14 protein-coding genes are annotated in these 16,255 nt (G+C 63.7%); 9 read left to right on the top strand and 5 right to left on the bottom strand.

All coding sequences use genetic code 11. From position 1 onward, the window contains the following. Positions 1-293 precede the first annotated feature (293 nt). Together ABIC09_RS01120 and ABIC09_RS01115 are read left to right on the top strand one after the other, a co-directional pair. A complete protein-coding gene (locus tag ABIC09_RS01120; RefSeq protein ID WP_502917632.1) occupies positions 294-2,372 on the top strand; it encodes a carbohydrate porin in 2,079 nt (692 codons plus the stop codon). Positions 2,373-2,503: 131 nt separating this feature from the next. Then, positions 2,504-3,802, top strand: a complete 1,299-nt coding sequence (locus tag ABIC09_RS01115; protein ID WP_354086029.1) for a hemolysin family protein — start codon at positions 2,504-2,506, stop codon at positions 3,800-3,802. Positions 3,803-3,823: 21 nt separating this feature from the next. On the opposite strand, the gene ABIC09_RS01110 is transcribed toward ABIC09_RS01115, so the two are convergent. The 3 genes from ABIC09_RS01110 to ABIC09_RS01100 form a co-directional block, all read right to left on the bottom strand. After that, a complete protein-coding gene (locus ABIC09_RS01110; RefSeq protein ID WP_148751870.1) occupies positions 3,824-4,066 on the bottom strand; it encodes a PilZ domain-containing protein in 243 nt (80 codons plus the stop codon). Positions 4,067-4,174: 108 nt separating this feature from the next. Then, positions 4,175-5,800 carry an FMN-binding glutamate synthase family protein gene (locus ABIC09_RS01105; RefSeq protein ID WP_148751967.1) on the bottom strand — a complete coding sequence of 542 codons (1,626 nt, stop codon included), beginning with the start codon at positions 5,798-5,800 and terminating at the stop codon, positions 4,175-4,177. A gap of 476 nt (positions 5,801-6,276) precedes the next feature. After that, positions 6,277-7,050, bottom strand: coding sequence for a ferredoxin--NADP reductase (locus ABIC09_RS01100; protein ID WP_354108145.1), 774 nt, complete (start codon positions 7,048-7,050; stop codon positions 6,277-6,279). Here ABIC09_RS01100 and ABIC09_RS01095 point away from each other — a divergent pair. Both ABIC09_RS01095 and ABIC09_RS01090 read left to right on the top strand, forming a co-directional pair. After that, positions 7,049-7,201, top strand: coding sequence for a hypothetical protein (locus ABIC09_RS01095; protein WP_187434917.1), 153 nt, complete (start codon positions 7,049-7,051; stop codon positions 7,199-7,201). The two genes, ABIC09_RS01100 and ABIC09_RS01095, sit on opposite strands and share 2 nt — an antisense overlap. 221 nt (positions 7,202-7,422) lie before the next feature. Beyond that, positions 7,423-8,226, top strand: a complete 804-nt coding sequence (locus ABIC09_RS01090; RefSeq protein WP_354108144.1) for an ATP-grasp domain-containing protein — start codon at positions 7,423-7,425, stop codon at positions 8,224-8,226. Between the two features lie 210 nt (positions 8,227-8,436). On the opposite strand, the gene ABIC09_RS01085 is transcribed toward ABIC09_RS01090, so the two are convergent. Further along, the gene (locus ABIC09_RS01085) at positions 8,437-9,357 is read right to left on the bottom strand and encodes an amino acid ABC transporter substrate-binding protein (protein WP_354108143.1); all 921 of its coding nucleotides are present in this window, start codon (positions 9,355-9,357) and stop codon (positions 8,437-8,439) included. Between the two features lie 12 nt (positions 9,358-9,369). Continuing rightward, positions 9,370-10,665, bottom strand: coding sequence for a dicarboxylate/amino acid:cation symporter (locus tag ABIC09_RS01080; RefSeq protein ID WP_148751874.1), 1,296 nt, complete (start codon positions 10,663-10,665; stop codon positions 9,370-9,372). Positions 10,666-10,875: 210 nt separating this feature from the next. On the opposite strand from ABIC09_RS01080, the gene ABIC09_RS01075 reads away from it, so the two are divergent. From ABIC09_RS01075 to ABIC09_RS01055, 5 genes are all read left to right on the top strand, one after another. Further along, the gene (locus ABIC09_RS01075; RefSeq protein WP_354108142.1) at positions 10,876-11,877 is read left to right on the top strand and encodes an NADP-dependent oxidoreductase; all 1,002 of its coding nucleotides are present in this window, start codon (positions 10,876-10,878) and stop codon (positions 11,875-11,877) included. Between the two features lie 152 nt (positions 11,878-12,029). Next, positions 12,030-12,872 carry a cysteine rich repeat-containing protein gene (locus ABIC09_RS01070; protein WP_354108141.1) on the top strand — a complete coding sequence of 281 codons (843 nt, stop codon included), beginning with the start codon at positions 12,030-12,032 and terminating at the stop codon, positions 12,870-12,872. 119 nt (positions 12,873-12,991) lie between these two features. After that, the gene (locus tag ABIC09_RS01065; RefSeq protein WP_354108140.1) at positions 12,992-13,201 is read left to right on the top strand and encodes a hypothetical protein; all 210 of its coding nucleotides are present in this window, start codon (positions 12,992-12,994) and stop codon (positions 13,199-13,201) included. A gap of 190 nt (positions 13,202-13,391) precedes the next feature. Then, the gene (locus ABIC09_RS01060) at positions 13,392-14,546 is read left to right on the top strand and encodes an FAD-dependent monooxygenase (RefSeq protein ID WP_354108139.1); all 1,155 of its coding nucleotides are present in this window, start codon (positions 13,392-13,394) and stop codon (positions 14,544-14,546) included. Continuing rightward, complete coding sequence (locus ABIC09_RS01055; protein ID WP_354108138.1) at positions 14,543-16,156, top strand: benzoate-CoA ligase family protein; 1,614 nt, start codon at positions 14,543-14,545, stop codon at positions 16,154-16,156. The genes ABIC09_RS01060 and ABIC09_RS01055 overlap by 4 nt, the downstream gene beginning before the upstream one ends. The last annotated feature ends 99 nt before the right edge of the window (positions 16,157-16,255 follow it).

Here is a 16,255-nt window from a genome sequence, read left to right as displayed (position 1 = left end):
CGATCTTACGTGGATCCCGCGTCCGACACGGGCGCCTCATCCACCCCGTGTCGTGCCCCGACCCCGCCCGGCTGTCCCCCCGGGCGGGGTCATTCGTTTTTTTGAGACCGGGAACTTGTTGCAGTCCCGTCACATAGCGGTGCGAACCATCTCCTGCGACATTCTGAATTAGTTGCTATTGCGAATTATTAGCAATAAGGTTCGCAGCGAGCGCGGGGGCTTGGCAAGACCTTGGGGTGAAACGCATCGAAACGAGCTCGTCTCGTCCGATCGCGCGAACAGCCAAGACCCTAATGACAGGAGCATCGCGAATCGGCAGGGATGTCGGGCGCGGTTGGGGCACGGTCGCGTCTGGGGGCGTAGTTTTGACTTTGAGAAGTCACCGACATCAATTGCTGCGGACGGCAGCGGTGATCGCCGCCGGCGTGCTCGCGCTGCCGGGCGCGAGCTTTGCCGCCGATCTGCCGCTGAAGGCGCGCGCCGCGAAAACAATCTATGAGTGGACCGGCTTCTATGTCGGCGGCCATTTCGGCTATGGCGACGCGAGCTTCGGACCCGGCACCAATCCCATGCCTGAGCAGGGCGTCGTCCTGCCGCACAGCGCGACCGGGCTCACCGGCGGTTATCAGCTCGGCTACAGCCGGCAGCTTTCCAACCGCGTCGTGCTCGGCATCGAGGCGGATTCGACCTTCACGAGTCCGTCTGACGGCCCGGCACTCGCACGTTCGCCGGCGCCATTCCACACCACGATTGATTACGTCGGCACCGTGCGCGGCCGCATCGGCTATGCGTTCGACAGATTCATGCCCTATCTCACCGGCGGCTTGGCCTGGGGCCATACCCACATCAACGTCAATGACGGCGATGGCGTCACCGGATTATTTCCGGTCGGCCACTACCAGGCCGGATGGACTGCGGGCCTCGGTCTCGAATACGCCGTCAGCGGCAACTGGACGGCGAAGGCCGAATACGACTATGTCGACCTCTCCCGCAAGACTTACGATCTCAGCGGCTTTGGCCTCGGCGGCGTCAACGTCGATCCACGCATTCATCTGTTCAAGCTCGGCCTGAACTACCAGTTCGGCGATACGCAGTGGATGCCGGTGGCCGGCGGCAAGGCCAAGCTGCCTGAATCCGACGACTGGAACGTCCACGCCCAGACCACCGTGCTGCCGCAAGGCTATGGGCCGATCCATTCACCCTATGCGAGCCCGCAGAGCCTGCCCGGCGGCGGCCAGTTCCAGGCGACGTGGACGACGACGGCGTTTCTGGGTGCTCGGCTCTGGGACGGCGGCGAGTTCTATTTCAACCCCGAGCTAGCGCAGGGTTTTGGCCTCAACGGCACGCTCGGGCTTGCCGGCTTCTCCAATGGCGAAGCGCAGAAGGCCGGCGCGGCCTTCCCGAAGATCCGGGCGCAGCGCTATTATCTCAAGCAGACATTCGGACTCGGCGGCGAGCAGGAGACGATCGACGACGGTCCGAACCAGCTCGCGGGAAAACGCGACATTGATCGCGTCACGCTGGTCGTCGGTCGGTTCGCAGTCGGCGACTTCTTCGACGGCAATTCATACGCAAAAGACCCGCGTGCCGACTTCATGAACTGGGCGATGTGGGCGTCGGCCGCCTATGACTTCCCCGCCGACCTGCCCGGCTATACCCGCGGCGCCGTAGTCGAGCTCAACCGCAAGGACTGGGCGATCCGTGCCGGCCTATTCCAGGTGCCGGCCGCGCCCAACAGCGACGTGCTCACCTTCAAGACCGGCGGCACCGTCGTCGAGTTCGAGGAGCGTCATTCGATCTTCGAGCAGCCCGGCAAATTGCGCGTCGGCGTCTTCGCCAATAGCGGCAACACCGCGAACTATCAGCAGGTGGTGGACCTGGCCGCGGCCAATCCGGCGCTCGACATCAACGACATCGCCGCCGTGACCCAGCGCAATCGTCTCAAATACGGCTTCTACGTCAATCTCGAGCAGCAGATCGTCAAGGATGTCGGGCTGTTCGCGCGGGCAAGCTGGAACGACGGCCAGAACCAGATCCTGAACTTCACCGATATCGACCGCAGCCTTTCGGGCGGCCTGTCGATCAAGGGCAGTCGCTGGGGGCGTCCGGACGATACGGTCGGCATCGGCGGCGCCATCAACGGCCTGTCGGCCGCGCATCGCGACTTCCTCGCCGCCGGCGGCACCGGTCTCCTGATCGGCGACGGCCAGCTCAACTATCGCACCGAACGCATCCTCGAGGCCTACTACGCCTATTCGGTGATCAAGGGCGTGACGCTGACCGCCGACTATCAGCTCATCGTCAACCCTGCCTACAACGCCGATCGCGGGCCGGTCTCGATCTTCTCGGGCCGCCTGCACGCCGAGTTCTGAGGCTCCGGGAACACATGTCCGGCTGGCGGTGCGACAATTTGGTCGGAACCGGGCAAGGTGCGCATCGCGTTCATATATAACCGGCTTGGTCCGGCGTCCGCCGGGCTGATTTTCCCCTTCGCTCGCGCACAATGTTGTCTGTCGAACTCATCATCGTCGTCGTCCTGATCGTCATCAACGGCCTGCTGTCCATGTCGGAGCTCGCCGTGGTCTCATCGCGCCCGGCGCGGCTGTCGCTGCTGGCCGCCAAGGGCGTGCGCGGCGCCGAGCGCGCGCTGACACTGGCCGCCGATCCCGGAAAGTTTCTCTCGACGGTGCAGATCGGCATCACGCTGGTCGGCGTGCTGTCGGGCGCGTTCTCCGGCGCGACGCTCGGGCAACGGCTGACGCAATGGCTGGTCGAGCTCGGCCTGTCCTCGGGCATTGCCGACATCGTCGGCGTCGGCATCGTCGTCACCATCATCACCTATGCGACCCTGATCATCGGCGAGCTGGTGCCGAAGCAGGTGGCGCTGCGCAACCCTGAAAGCATCGCGGTGAAGGTCGCGCCCGCAATGCACGTGCTGGCGCGGGTCTCGCTGCCGCTCGTATTTCTGCTCGATCTCTCCGGCAAGCTGATCCTCACGCTGCTCGGCCGCGGCGGCAAAGCCGAGGAGAAGGTGTCGGAGGACGAGATTCATCATCTTGTCAACGAGGCCGAAAGCGCGGGCGTTCTGGAGTCGGGCGAAAAGGAGATGATCGCCGGCGTGATGCGGCTCGGCGACCGGCCGGTCGGCGCGATCATGACGCCGCGCACGGAGGTCGACGAAATCGACCTGAGCGATGACCAAGCCACGATCCAGACGCTGATCGCGAAGAGCCCGCACTCGCGCTTTCCGGTCTCCGACGGCGATCGCGACAAGCCGATCGGCGTGCTCCAGGCGAAGGACCTGCTGGTCGCGTATATGAACGAACGCACGCCGGATCTGCGGGCGCTTATCCGCGAAGCGCCAAGCATTCCCGCATCAGCCGATGCCCGCGATGTGCTGGCAATCCTGAGAGCTGCGCCGGTTCATGTCGGTTTCGTTTATGACGAGTACGGCGCGTTCGAGGGCGTGGTGACGGCAGCCGATATTCTGGAGTCGATCGTCGGCGCCTTCCATTCCGAGGAAGGGCCTCCGGAGCCGGCTTACGTCAGGCGCGCGGACTCGTCGCTCCTCGTCGCAGGCTGGATGCCGGTCGACGAGTTCGGCGAGCTGCTGGGCATCGAGCTGCCGCCGCATCACCGCTACAACACGGTGGCCGGCCTCGTGCTGCAGCAATTCAACGTGCTGCCCAATGTCGGCGACGCCTTCGACTTTGCCGGCTGGCACATCGAGGTGGTCGATCTCGACGGCAGGCGGATCGACAAGATTTTGGCGAGCCGGCTAAGTGAGGTCGAGACGGGGTGAGCGAGCGCTCGTGCGACACCCTCACCCGAACCTTACCCCGATCCGCTTTTCCTTGCGCCACACCACCGTGCAGGCGAGATGCGCGCCATCGGCCTTGATCGATAGGGTGAAATGCTCGGGAATGCCGACCGGGCTGGTGACGTCGAGGGCTGCGCCGGTGGCGGAGAAATTGCGGACGGTGCAGTCGATCGCGCCGCCGCCGAACTCGATGGTTCCGGCTTTCAACACACGATGCCTGGCCTTGTTGCGTCGTTCTTCGTCCATTGGGCCAATTTACACCCGAAGCTGACACAGAGGTTAAAATGCAACCGGCGTGCGATGAATTTACGCCCCGCAGCAGGGTGCGGCGGTATCATGTGGTGGAGCGGAACCTCACAGCGCCGGCTGAAACGAATCTGCCCGCGCCATCCGCCAGGCGTCGCCGAACCGCGGATCTTCCGTCCCTTCGAGCAGCTCGCCCGGGCGCAGCGCCGGATAGAGCTGTGCGAAGGACTGCACACGGGTCGTCGAGGTCCGCTGGCTGAAATGAACCGGGCGCAGCTCCTGCGGATGGGTGAGACCGGCCGCCGCGATCAGCTCGGTCAGCGAGTGCAGCGTGGCGCGATGATAATTGTGCACGCGGTCGATCTTGAGCGGCACGTAGAGCGCACGTGCCCGCGTCGGGTCCTGGGTCGCGACTCCGGTCGGACAGCGGTCGGTGTGGCAGCTCAGCGACTGGATGCAGCCGAGCGAGAACATGAAGCCACGCGCGGAATTGCACCAGTCGGCGCCGATCGCCATCGCGCGCGCCAGGTCGAAGGCGGTGGCGATCTTGCCGGACGCGCCGATCTTGATGCGGTCGCGGGCATTGATCCCGACCAGCGCGTTATGGACGAAATTGACGCCCTCGCGCATCGGCATGCCCAGATGATCCATGAACTCCAGCGGCGCAGCACCGGTGCCGCCCTCGTTGCCGTCGACGACGATGAAATCGGGATAGATGCCGGTCTCCAGCATCGCCTTGCAGATCGCCAGAAACTCCCAGGGATGGCCGATGCAGAGCTTGAAGCCAGCCGGCTTGCCGCCGGAGAGCTTTCGCATCTCGGCGATGAACTGCATCATGCCAACAGGCGTCGAGAAGGCGCGATGCGAGGCTGGCGAGATGCAGTCCTCGCCCATGGTGACGCCGCGGATCTTGGAAATCTCCTCCGAGACCTTCGCCGCCGGCAGCACGCCGCCATGGCCGGGCTTGGCGCCCTGGCTGATCTTGAGCTCGACCATCTTGATCTGGTCCTGGCTCGCGACGCGCGCGAACGCCTCTGGATCGAAGCTGCCGTCGAGATGACGGCAGCCGAAATAGCCGGAGCCGATCTCCCAGATGATGTCGCCGCCCATCTCGGCGTGATAGGGGCTGAAGCCGCCTTCGCCGGTATCATGGGCGAAGCCGCCCTTCTTGGCGCCGGCATTGAGCGCGCGCACCGCATTGGGGCTGAGCGCGCCAAAGCTCATCGCCGAGATGTTGAACACCGAGGCCGAATAGGGTTTTGCGCAGTCCGGCCCGCCGATGGTGACACGAAACTTCTCCTCGGCGTGCGCCTTCGGCGACACCGAGTGATGCATCCACTCATAGCCATCGCGATAGACATCCTCCTGGGTGCCGAACGGACGCTTGTCGAGCTGCATCTTGGCGCGCTGATAGACCAGCGCGCGAATGTCGCGCGAGAACGGCATGCCGTCCTTCTCGCTCTCGAAGAAATACTGCCGCATCTCCGGCCTGATCTCTTCGAGCAGGAAGCGGATATGCGCCGAGATCGGGTAGTTGCGCAGAACCGCATGGCCCTTCTGCATGAGATCGCGGACGCCGAGCAGCGTCAGGGCGCCGAAGATGCAGATCGGGATCAGCAGGATGTCGAAGATCTTGCGGTCCGCGATGCCGATGCCGATCAGCAATGCGGTGACGACCGCGCAGATCGTCAGGATGATGAAGCGCGGCGAGAATGGAAGCAGCAGGGTTTCCATCAGCCCTTCGGGCGAAGCTTGTGTCTTGTTCTCGTTGGCCACGACCACGTCCCTCTCGTCAGGATGACGGGGTATGATACGCCCGCGCCGGGTCTATGGATATGACGCGGACCGGTCCCGGGGCTACCGAATCCGCACGCTTCAGATCAATTCCTCCGGATGCGGGCTTTTGCACTGCAATAGATTCAATGACATGACAAATCAGTGACCAATTCAGTGGCCATGCAGCTGCGCCTCGTGCGGAATCACACCGTGGCGCGCAAGGCGCAGCTCCCCCACTTCTCGCATCGCAACACCGCTGCGAGATTTTGCCGCGCGCTTATAACAAGGCGCGCGCGGGCGACGCCAATGACAAGGTCGGGGGAGGATGGTGAGGGTGGTAGTGAGGGTGCGAGCCGAGATGCCAGCCACACTCTCCGCCGTCGTCCCGGGCAAGCGTCAGCGCAGACCCGGGACGACGGCGGTGTTGGCGGGTATCAGCGCTCGACGAACGCCTTCTCGATCACGAAGTGGCCGGGCTTGTTGCCGGAGCCTTCGACGAAATCGCGGCCCTCGAACATCACCTTGAGCTCTTCGAGCATCGCCGGGCTGCCGCACATCATGATGCGGTCGGTTGCGATGTCGAGCGGGCCCTGGCCGATGTCGTTGAACATCTGCTCGGAGCTGATGAGGTCGGTGATGCGGCCGCGATTGCGGAACGGCTCGCGGGTCACGGTCGGATAATAGATCAACTTGTCCGCGAGCAGCTCACCGAACAGCTCGTCCTCGCGCAAATTCGCGACGAGCTTCTCGCCATAAGCGAGCTCGGAGACCTGGCGGCAGCCGTGCACCAGCACGATGCTGTCGAACTGGTCATAGACCTCGGGATCCTTGATCAGGCTGGCGAAGGGCGCAAGGCCGGTGCCGGTCGAGAGCAGCATCAGCCGCTTGCCGGGGATGAGGTTGTCGGTGATCAGCGTGCCGGTCGCCTTGCGGCCGACCAGAATGGTGTCGCCTTCCTTGATCTTCTGCAGGCGCGAGGTCAGCGGTCCGTCCTGCACCTTGATCGAGAAGAACTCGAGCTCTTCCTCGTGATTGGCACTGGCCATGCTGTAGGCGCGCAGCAGCGGACGGCCATCGATCTCGAGGCCGATCATCGCGAACTGGCCGTTCTGGAAGCGGAAGCCGGTATCGCGCGTGGCGCGGAAGCTGAACAGCGTGTCGGTCCAGTGCTGGACGGAAAGAACCTTCTCTCGGTAAAACGCGCTCATGATTTTCGATATTCCGAATAATTGCGGTTTTAGGGCAAAAGCGTTGCCCGGCCCTGAAAACGGGGCGGACACCATTGCCATGGCGGAGGATTTCGCCTGTGTGATCTACGCCATTGAGGCCAATAATCAACCTCGTTCCGGATGCAATTGATGCCGGTCAATGCGGCATTTGCGGCGGAAACGGCCACACCATTAACGGATCTGCTGTCCGGGCGGCGCAGAGGGCAATTTCTTTTCCCTTTCGGGCGCAATTGCAGCACTTAATTTCCATCGCGCTCGCAAGAATTTCATTAAGAATAGCTCTGATTTTTACCCCGGCTTGGCGCCATTTCCCGCATTTTTGCGGCTTTTGGCGACTGGAACGATCTGGACATGACAAGCGGCGAGCGGATCTTCGTCCAAGCGATCAGGAGCTATGGCGCGCGTCATAGCATCGACGTCGATGTCCGCCCGGGCGGCTGGCTGATCGCCATGCGTCGCGGCGAGATGCGCCGCTTCGCCTTCGGCTACGATATCGGCCTCAACAGCGCGATCGCACATCGCCTTGCCAACGACAAATCGGCGACTGCCGAGACGCTGTCGCTTGGATGCGTCCCCTGCATTCCGCATCACCTCTTCCTCAACCCGAAGCTGGGCAGCAACGTTGTTGATGCCGCCTGGCGAGAGGCCATGCTTGGGCTGCTTCACGACAATCCGCAAGGCGTGGTGGTGAAGCCCAACGAGGGGACGTCGGGACGATCGGTCTTCAAGGTGACGACAGAGACCGAACTCGACCACGCGGCCGGCGAGGTCTTTTCGATGAGCACAGGGCTCGTGATCTCGCCTTATGTCGAGATCGAGGACGAGGTCCGTGTGATCCTGCTCGATGACGTCCCCCGCATCGTCTACAGCAAGCAGCGCGGCTCGGATTGGCGGCACAATCTTGACGCCGGCGCCAAGCCCGTGCTGCTGGAGGACGACGAGGTCCGCGCGGCCTGCGTGAAGCTCGCGACCGATGCCGCAAGCGCGATCGGCATCACCTTTGCGTCAACTGACGTGGTGCGCGTGGATGGCGAATGGCGCGTGCTGGAAATCAATTCCGGCGTGATGATGGAAGCGCTGGCGAAGCTGCATCCGGAGCTGGTGCAGGCGACGTACGACGCGGCGCTGGATCGGGTGTTTGGGGAACACAAATAGCCGCGGACTCAATTCACCCTCCCCTGGAGGGACCTGGAGGGGGAGGGTCGGTACGCGATCGAGCGAAGCGAGATTGCGTGACGGGGTGGGGTGATCTCTCCACTCGGGCACTGTTCGTCGCGGAGAGACCGTCACCCCACCCCGCTCGCGCTACGCGCGATCGACCCTCCCCCTCCAGGCCCTGGAGGGGGAGGGTAAAAGAGACCGCCATCAATTATTCGCGCTCGCGGAATCGTCCATCGCCTTGAAGGCTTCTTCCAGCTGCAGCGAGATCGGCACGTTCATCCGCTCGCCGGTCGGCATCCGCGCGACAAACCATTTGTTGTAGAGCGGCACGAGGTCGTGGTTGGAGCCGAGCTTGCGGAAGGTGCGGTCCACCACGGCTGAGAGTTGCGGCTCGCCCTTGCGGAACATGATGCCGTAGGGGTCGTACGACAGGAAGTCGCCGGTGACGCGGAACTTGTCCTGCGCCTTGTGGCGGACGATCAGGCCCGAGAGGAGAATGTCGTCGGTCGCGAAGGCGTCGGCCTTGCCGTCGACCAGCATCTGGTACGACTGCTCGTGATCGGCACCGACGACGATGTTCAGCCCCAGCGAGGATTTCTTGTCCGCGGCCAGGATCGCCTGCTCGTTGGTGGTGCCCTTCGTCACCACGATGGTCTTGCCCTTGAGATCAGTCAGCGACTGGACGCTGGACGCCTTCGGCACCATCAGCTTGGTGCCGGCGACGAACATCAGCGGCGAGAACGCCACCCGCTTGCCGCGCTCGGAATTGGCCGTGGTCGAGCCGCATTCCAGATCGATCTTGTTCTGGAGCACCGCGTCGATACGGTCGTCCGACGTGACCTTGACGTAGTCGATCTTCAGATTGGGATCGTCGACCTCGACGCCGATCTCCTCGACGATAGCCTCGCACAATTCGAGACTATATCCGATCGGGCGGCCCGACTGGTCGAGGAAGGAGAACGGCGGCGAGCTTTCGCGATAGCCGAGCCGCACGGCGTGCGCGTTCTTGATGGCGAGCAGCGTCGGGCTAAGCCCCTCGCTGCCGCCGGTCTGGGCGCAGGCGCCCGTAGCCAGCAGACATGCTGCCAGCAACAGGCTGCCCGAAATCGCCGTCAAAGGGCGCATGAAGCACTCCCGTCAGTGGCCGGCCATCGCAGGCACTTCGCCCGGCACCATGTCGCCGGGCACGACATCGCCAGCTCCGAGCTCGTGCTCGGGTCCGAGCTCGCCTTCCCACTTCGCCACGACCGAGGTCGCCAGCGTGTTGCCGATCACGTTGGTAGCGCTGCGGCCCATGTCGAGGAAAGTGTCGATGCCCATGATCATCAGCAGCCCCGCCTCGGGGATGTTGAACTGCGACAGCGTCGAGGCGATCACGACAAGGGAGGCGCGCGGCACGCCGGCGACGCCCTTCGAGGTGATCATCAGGGTCGCCAGCATCGCCAGCTGCGTGCCGAGCGGCATGTCGATGTGGTAGCTCTGCGCGATGAAGATGCTCGCGAAGGTGCAGTACATCATCGTGCCGTCGAGGTTGAAGGAATAGCCGAGCGGCAGCACGAAGCTCGAGATTCGCGACGAGGCGCCGAACTTGTTCAGTCCTTCCAGCGTCTTCGGATAGGCCGCTTCCGAGCTCGCGGTGGAGAACGCGATCATCAGCGGCTCGCGGATCAGCCTGAGCAGATGGCTGTAGCGCGGCCCGATCACGATGAAGCCGACCATCACCAGGATGCCCCAGAGGATGAAGAGCGAGAGATAGAAGCCGCCCATGAACACGATGAGCTTCCAGAGCACTAGCAGGCCGTTCTTGGCGACGGTCGCGGTGATCGCGGCCCAGACCGCGAACGGCGCGAACAGCATCACATAGCTCGTGACCTTCAGCATGATGTGGCCGAGATCGTCGATCAGCGCCAGGATCTGCTTGGAGCGCTCCGGCAGCGCACCCATCGCCACCGAGAAGAACACGGCGAAGATCACGATCTGGAGGATCTCGTTCTGTGCCATCGCATCCGCGATCGAGGTCGGGATCAGATGGGTCAGGAATTTCTCGATCGAGAAGGCGGAGACCGGCAGGCCGGTCGACTGCGCCTTGTCAGGCAGCGTGCCGGGGAAGTTGGCGCCGGGCTGGAGCAGGTTGACCATGACGAGGCCGAGCATCAGCGACACGAAGGAAGCGCTGACGAACCAGCCCATGGTCTTGGCGAAGATGCGGCCGAGCTTGGAGCCCGAACCCATATGGGCGATGCCGCCGACCAGGGTCGCAAACACCAGCGGCGCGATGATCATCTTGATCAGGCGCAGGAAGATCACGGCGATCAGGTTGATGGACGAGGCCCAATCTCCACGCGTATCCGGCAGGAAATTGTAAATCGCCGAGCCCATGATGATGCCCAGCACCATCGCCGCCAAAATGTATTGCGTAAACCTGTTCGACATCAATGACCCCCACTACACCGACCGCTTCATGATGTCGCAGATATGACGGCGACGCAACACGCTTTGCGTGCGCTCCCTTGAGCCGGATGTTCCCGTTGCGAAACCGAACGCCGCGATCTAGCCTTCATGCAGCGCACAACGAATGCGGCTTGCTCGTTTTGTTTGCGGCAACTGCATCAATAAACGTCAAGCAATGAGAGAGGGAACACCATGACCGGAAGCCGCAATCGCCAAATTCTTCTGGTGGAAAAGCCCAGCGGCAAGCTCGGCCCCGAGCATTTCAAGATGGTCGAGAGCGCATTGCCGGAACCGAAGGACGGCGAGGCGTTGCTACACGTGCGTTACATCTCGCTCGACGCCGCCAATCGCGCCTGGATGCACGGGGCGACGTATCGTTCGGCCGTCGAAGCGAACAGCGTGATGGCCGGCGGCGGCATTGCCGAGGTCGTCAGCTCCAAGGCGCCTGAGCTTGCTCCGGGCGACATCGTGTTCGGTGACACCGGCTGGCAGGAGTTTGCCGCAGTGCCCGCAAAGCATTTGACGAAAATGCCGAAGCTCGAGCCGATGACGCATCTGCTCAGCGTGTTCGGCATCGCCGGCCTCACCGCCTATTTCGGCCTGCTCGAGGTCGGCAAGCCCAGGGAAGGCGAGACCGTCGTGGTCTCGGCGGCCGCGGGCTCGGTCGGCTCGATCGTCGGGCAGATCGCCAAGATCAAGGGATGCCGCGTCATCGGCATCGCCGGCGGCGCGGACAAATGCCACTGGCTGACCTCCGAGCTTGGCTTCGATGCGGCTGTCGACTACAAGGACGGCGCCGTGTTCAAGGCGCTGCGCGCGGCCGCACCAAAGGGCATCGACGTCTATTTCGACAATGTCGGCGGCGACATTCTGGAAGCGTGCATTCCGCAGATGAACAATTACGGCCGCATCGCCTGCTGCGGTGCGATCTCGCAGTATGACGGGACGCCGTCGGCACACGGCCCGCGCGGCGTGCCCGGCCTGATCGTGGTGAAGCGGCTCGTGATGCAGGGCTTCATCGTGATGGACTACATGAAGGAGAGCCAGCGCGCCCTTGCCGATCTCCAGACCTGGGTAAAATCCGGCAAGCTGAAGGTGCAGGAAGACGTCATCGATGGATTGCAGAACACGCCGAAGGCGCTGATCGGATTGCTCGCGGGCGAGAACCGCGGCAAGCGCATGGTCAAGCTGTAGAGACGTAGTTACGTCGCAATTCCACGCCTATTATCTACTTGCGGTAGTGGCCGAAGCGGCCAAGGATGGCGCGCGCAGCATCACCCGCGACGATTGCTTACATCACTTTTAATAAGGCGTCGGCACTACCGACAGGGCAGGAATTCACCCCGATGTTCAACACATTGAAACATGTTTCGACGCGGAGGGCGTTGCTCGCCGCAGCACTCTTCGCAACTGCAACAAGCGCATTCGCGCAAGCGCCCACCGAGGCTCAGAAGAGCGCGATCCGCTCCGCATGCCGCTCGGATTTCATGGCGCACTGCGCGAGCGTCACGCCGGGCGGCGCCGAGGCGTATCAATGTCTGCAGAAGAACATGTCCGGCCTGTCCTCCGGGTGCCAAACCGCGGTTCGTGCGATCGAGCCTGCCGCGGTTCCGAAGGCCGAAGCTGCTCCTGCCGCGCCGAAGACCGAAGCTGCCCCCAAGGCAGAAGCGCCGCCTGCCGCATCGAAGGCTGAGTCCGCACCCGCAGCAAAGCCGGCAGCCGCGGCGCCGAAGGTCGCCGCCGCCAAGCAGCCGAGCGGCGCGCAAATTGCTGCGGTCAAGAGCGCATGCCGCGCCGATTATCCCAAGGTTTGCGCCAGCGTGCCGCCGGGCGGCGCTCCCGCACTCGAATGCCTGGAGAAGAACAAGGCCGGGGTTTCGGCGGCTTGCGCGAAGGCCGTGACCGCTGCGACCGGTGGCGGCGGTGCAACAGCGACGGCCGCGCCCGCAGCTGCTGCCGCGCCGGCTTCCGGAGCCGCGCCGGCGGCCGCACCCGCCGCGATCGTATTGCGCCCACTGCGGCCGCGCGAAGAGCTGTTCATCGTCCGCTCCGCCTGCGGCGCCGACATCCGCACGCTTTGCGCCGGCGTCCAGCCCGGCGGTGGCCGCATCGTGCAATGCGTTGCTAGCAACGCGGCGTCGCTCTCGCCCGGCTGCAAGGACGTGCTGGCGCCGTTCGCCGCACGATAAGCAGCACGCGGCTCACGCTGCCATCGATGGTGGGTGGTGCGCGTGAATTTTCGCGCGCCTCTTGCGACTAACCTTTTGCCGACCACCGATTTCAATCACGACAAGACCGGGAGAAAGACATGCGTGCATTCCTGCTCATCGCTTCCGCGCTGCTTGCCTTCGCCGCGACCATGACCTTCGAGTCGTCCGATGCCAACGCGGTGGTGTGCGCGCGCGGCGTCTATCGCGCCGGCTGCGCCGGGCCGAACGCGGCCGTCGTGGTCCGCAGGCCGGTGGTCCGCTGTACCAGGGTGCTGGTGAACGGGGTCTACGTGAAGCGCTGCGTCTGACGCGCGGGTGGTCAACCCAATGCGGTTTGGCTATGGTTCGCAACTGACGGTTTCGGGCACGCGCAAGACGGTTGCCCGCGGCCGTGCTGCGGCGCACCTCGCCTTGTCGATAATTCCGCTGGCGTGGGAAGCCGGGGCCCATTAGTCTACCCTGAGATAGTAAGTATACTGTCAATTAGGGAGGCAGAATTTGCGGATCGCCGTGATTGGCGGGGGGCCCGGTGGGCTCTATTTCGCCTATCTCTGGAAGAAGCGCCACCCCGAGGATCAAGTCGACCTGTTCGAACAGAACCCGGCCGACGCGACCTGGGGCTTTGGCGTCGTGTTCTCCGACCAGGCCCTGGAGTTCCTGCGCGCCGACGACCCCGAGACGGTCGATGCGATCGCGCCGCATATGGAGAGCTGGGAGAACATCACGCTGAACCACGGTAGCGACAGCGTCGCCATCGATGGCGTCGGCTTCTCGTCGATCGGCCGGCTCGAGCTGCTGCAGTTCCTGCAAAAGCGCGCGCTCGATGCCGGCGTCACGGCGCGCTTCGACACCCAGATTCACACGATCGACCAGCTCAACGGCCATGATCTGATCGTCGCCTCCGACGGCTTGAATTCGCTGGTGCGCCGCGCCTACGAGGGCGATTTCGGCACCTCGCTGTCCTATTCCTCCAACAAATTCGTCTGGTACGGCACCTCAAAGCGCTTCGACACGCTGTCGCAGACTTTCGTGAAGACCGACCGCGGCGCGTTCAATGCGCACCACTACCGCTATTCGCCGACCATGAGCACCTTCCTGGTCGAGTGCGATCACGCGACCTGGCAGGCCTATGGCTTCGCCTACAAGGACGTCGAGCAGTCCAAGGGCGTCTGCGAGGAGGTGTTTGCCGACACGCTCGGCGGCCACTGCCTGGTCTCCAACAAGTCGGTCTGGCGCAACTTTCCCTGGGTCTGGAACGAGCACTGGTCGTTCAAGAACATGGTGCTGATTGGCGATGCCCTGCACTCGGCGCATTTCTCGATCGGATCGGGCACGCGGCTCGCGATCGAGGACGCCATCGCGCTGGTCAAGGCGCTGGAATCGGATGCGCATCTGACGACCGCACTGCATCGCTACCAGGCCGCCCGCAAGCCTGTGGTGCAGAAGCTGATCAATGCCGCGCGCACCTCGGCCTTCTGGTACGAGCACTTTGCCCAGCACATGCAGCTTGGCCTGATGGACTTTGCCTATAGCTACATCACCCGCTCCGGCCGCATCGACGATTCGCGGCTGCGCGCGATGTCGCCGGCCTTCATGGCGCGCTACGAGGCCGAGAAGAACGGCGGAGACGCGGACCGCGAGGCTACGGCATGAGTAACGAGATTCGCGACCAGGTGCCCGCGGACGGCGCGGGCGCCCGTGAGATCGGCTTTGCCGTTCCGCAACTCTACAACGCCAGCCGCGTGCTGTTCGACAATCTCGCCAAAGGCCGCAGCGACAAGCTCGCGCTGATTGGCCCGGCGGGCACTCGGACCTATGCCGAGCTGTGTGCCGAGGCATGCCGCTGGGGCAACGGCCTTGCGTCGCTCGGCCTGAAGCGCGGCGACCGCGTGCTGCTGTTCCTCGACGACACGCCGGCCTATCCCGCCGCCTTCTTCGGCGCGGTGCGCGCAGGCTTCGTGCCACTCTTGATCAATACGCTGACGCCGCCGGACCTGCTGCAATTCTATCTTGCCGATTCCGGCGCGGCCGTTGCGGTAGCGGAGGCCGAGTTCTGCGGTCGCTTCAACGCGGAGGCATGCAAGGACACGAACCTGCGCACGCTGATCGTCGTGAACGGCGCGGTCGGAGAGCACGCCGCGCCTGCCGCACTCGCGGCAACAAGCTGGCTTGCACAACTCCAGACGAAGCTTGCGGAAGCCGATACGCATCGCAACGAGATGGCGTTCTGGATGTACTCCTCCGGCTCGACCGGTCGGCCCAAGGGCATCGTGCATCTCCAGCACGACATGGCCTATAGCGAGGCCGCCTTTGCACGGAACGTGCTGAAGCTGGCGCCGGACGACATCTGCTTCTCCGTGCCGAAGATTTTCTTCGCCTATGGCTTTGGCAATTCCATCACCTTCCCGTTCTCCGCGGGCGCGGCAACTTTGCTGCTGCCGGGCCAGCCGAAGCCGGCATCGATCTTTGCCGCGATCGAGCAGTACCAGCCGACGGTCTTCTTCGGCCTGCCAACGCTCTATACGTCGCTGACCAAAGCCGAGGGCGCCGACAAGGCGAACTTCTCATCGCTGCGCATGGCGCTCTCGGCAGCCGAAGTGCTCTCGGCCGACGTCTTCAACGGCTGGAAGACGCTGACGGGCCTCGAGATCGTCGAAGGTCTCGGCTCGACCGAGGTGCTGCACATCTACCTCTCCAATCGCCCCGAGCAGAAGAAGCTCGGCGCGGCGGGCTTGCGCGTTCCCGGCTACGAGGTCGCGCTCCGCGACAAGGACGGTCGCGACGTGGTCGACGACGAGGAAGGGATCTTGTGGGTGCGCGGCGATTCCAACACGCCGCTATACTGGAACCGGCCGGACAAATCCGCCGAGACCATCCGCGAGGAGGGGTGGATCTACACCGGCGACCGTTTTGTTCGCGACAGCGACGGTTTTCACTTCTTCCGCGGCCGCGCCGATGATCTCATCAAGATCTCGGGCCAGTGGGTCTACCCGCTCGAGGTCGAGCTGTGCCTCGCCGACCATCCCGAGATTCGCGAATGCGCGGTGTTCGCGGCCGAACTGCCGGACCGGCGCATGACGCTCAAGGCGGTGGTGGTGATGAACAACCGCACCGCCGACCAGAGCGAGGCGACGCGGCGGCTGCAGGACTACGTCAAGGGCAAGCTGCTGCCCTACAAATATCCGCGCGAGGTGATCTTTATCGACGAGCTGCCGAAGACGGGCACGGGGAAGATCGACCGGCAGGCGTTGTTGCGGATGTGAGGCGAGGTGGAGATCCGCTCGCAGGCATCGTAGGGTGGGCAAAGCGGAAGCGTGCCCACCACTTCTGTTCCGTTGGAGGAGAGATGGTGGGCACGGCGC

This window comes from Bradyrhizobium sp. S3.12.5 (genome assembly GCF_040548225.1).
Classification (GTDB): Bacteria; Pseudomonadota; Alphaproteobacteria; order Rhizobiales; family Xanthobacteraceae; genus Bradyrhizobium; species Bradyrhizobium cytisi.
This window is presented reverse-complemented; position numbering and strand designations above follow the sequence as displayed.

Bases quoted from the DNA above. Each gene is read 5' to 3' on its own strand.
- ABIC09_RS01120 (WP_502917632.1), top strand. From the start codon at position 294: ATGACAGGAGCATCGCGAATCGGCAGGGATGTCGGGCGCGGTTGGGGC.
- ABIC09_RS01075 (WP_354108142.1), top strand. From the start codon at position 10,876: ATGACCGGAAGCCGCAATCGCCAAATTCTTCTGGTGGAAAAGCCCAGC.
- ABIC09_RS01070 (WP_354108141.1), top strand. From the start codon at position 12,030: ATGTTCAACACATTGAAACATGTTTCGACGCGGAGGGCGTTGCTCGCC.
- ABIC09_RS01065 (WP_354108140.1), top strand. From the start codon at position 12,992: ATGCGTGCATTCCTGCTCATCGCTTCCGCGCTGCTTGCCTTCGCCGCG.
- ABIC09_RS01105 (WP_148751967.1), bottom strand. From the start codon at position 5,800: ATGGAAACCCTGCTGCTTCCATTCTCGCCGCGCTTCATCATCCTGACG.
- ABIC09_RS01095 (WP_187434917.1), top strand. From the start codon at position 7,049: ATGATTTTCGATATTCCGAATAATTGCGGTTTTAGGGCAAAAGCGTTG.
- ABIC09_RS01100 (WP_354108145.1), bottom strand. From the start codon at position 7,050: ATGAGCGCGTTTTACCGAGAGAAGGTTCTTTCCGTCCAGCACTGGACC.
- ABIC09_RS01090 (WP_354108144.1), top strand. From the start codon at position 7,423: ATGACAAGCGGCGAGCGGATCTTCGTCCAAGCGATCAGGAGCTATGGC.
- ABIC09_RS01115 (WP_354086029.1), top strand. From the start codon at position 2,504: ATGTTGTCTGTCGAACTCATCATCGTCGTCGTCCTGATCGTCATCAAC.
- ABIC09_RS01080 (WP_148751874.1), bottom strand. From the start codon at position 10,665: ATGTCGAACAGGTTTACGCAATACATTTTGGCGGCGATGGTGCTGGGC.
- ABIC09_RS01085 (WP_354108143.1), bottom strand. From the start codon at position 9,357: ATGCGCCCTTTGACGGCGATTTCGGGCAGCCTGTTGCTGGCAGCATGT.
- ABIC09_RS01055 (WP_354108138.1), top strand. From the start codon at position 14,543: ATGAGTAACGAGATTCGCGACCAGGTGCCCGCGGACGGCGCGGGCGCC.
- ABIC09_RS01110 (WP_148751870.1), bottom strand. From the start codon at position 4,066: ATGGACGAAGAACGACGCAACAAGGCCAGGCATCGTGTGTTGAAAGCC.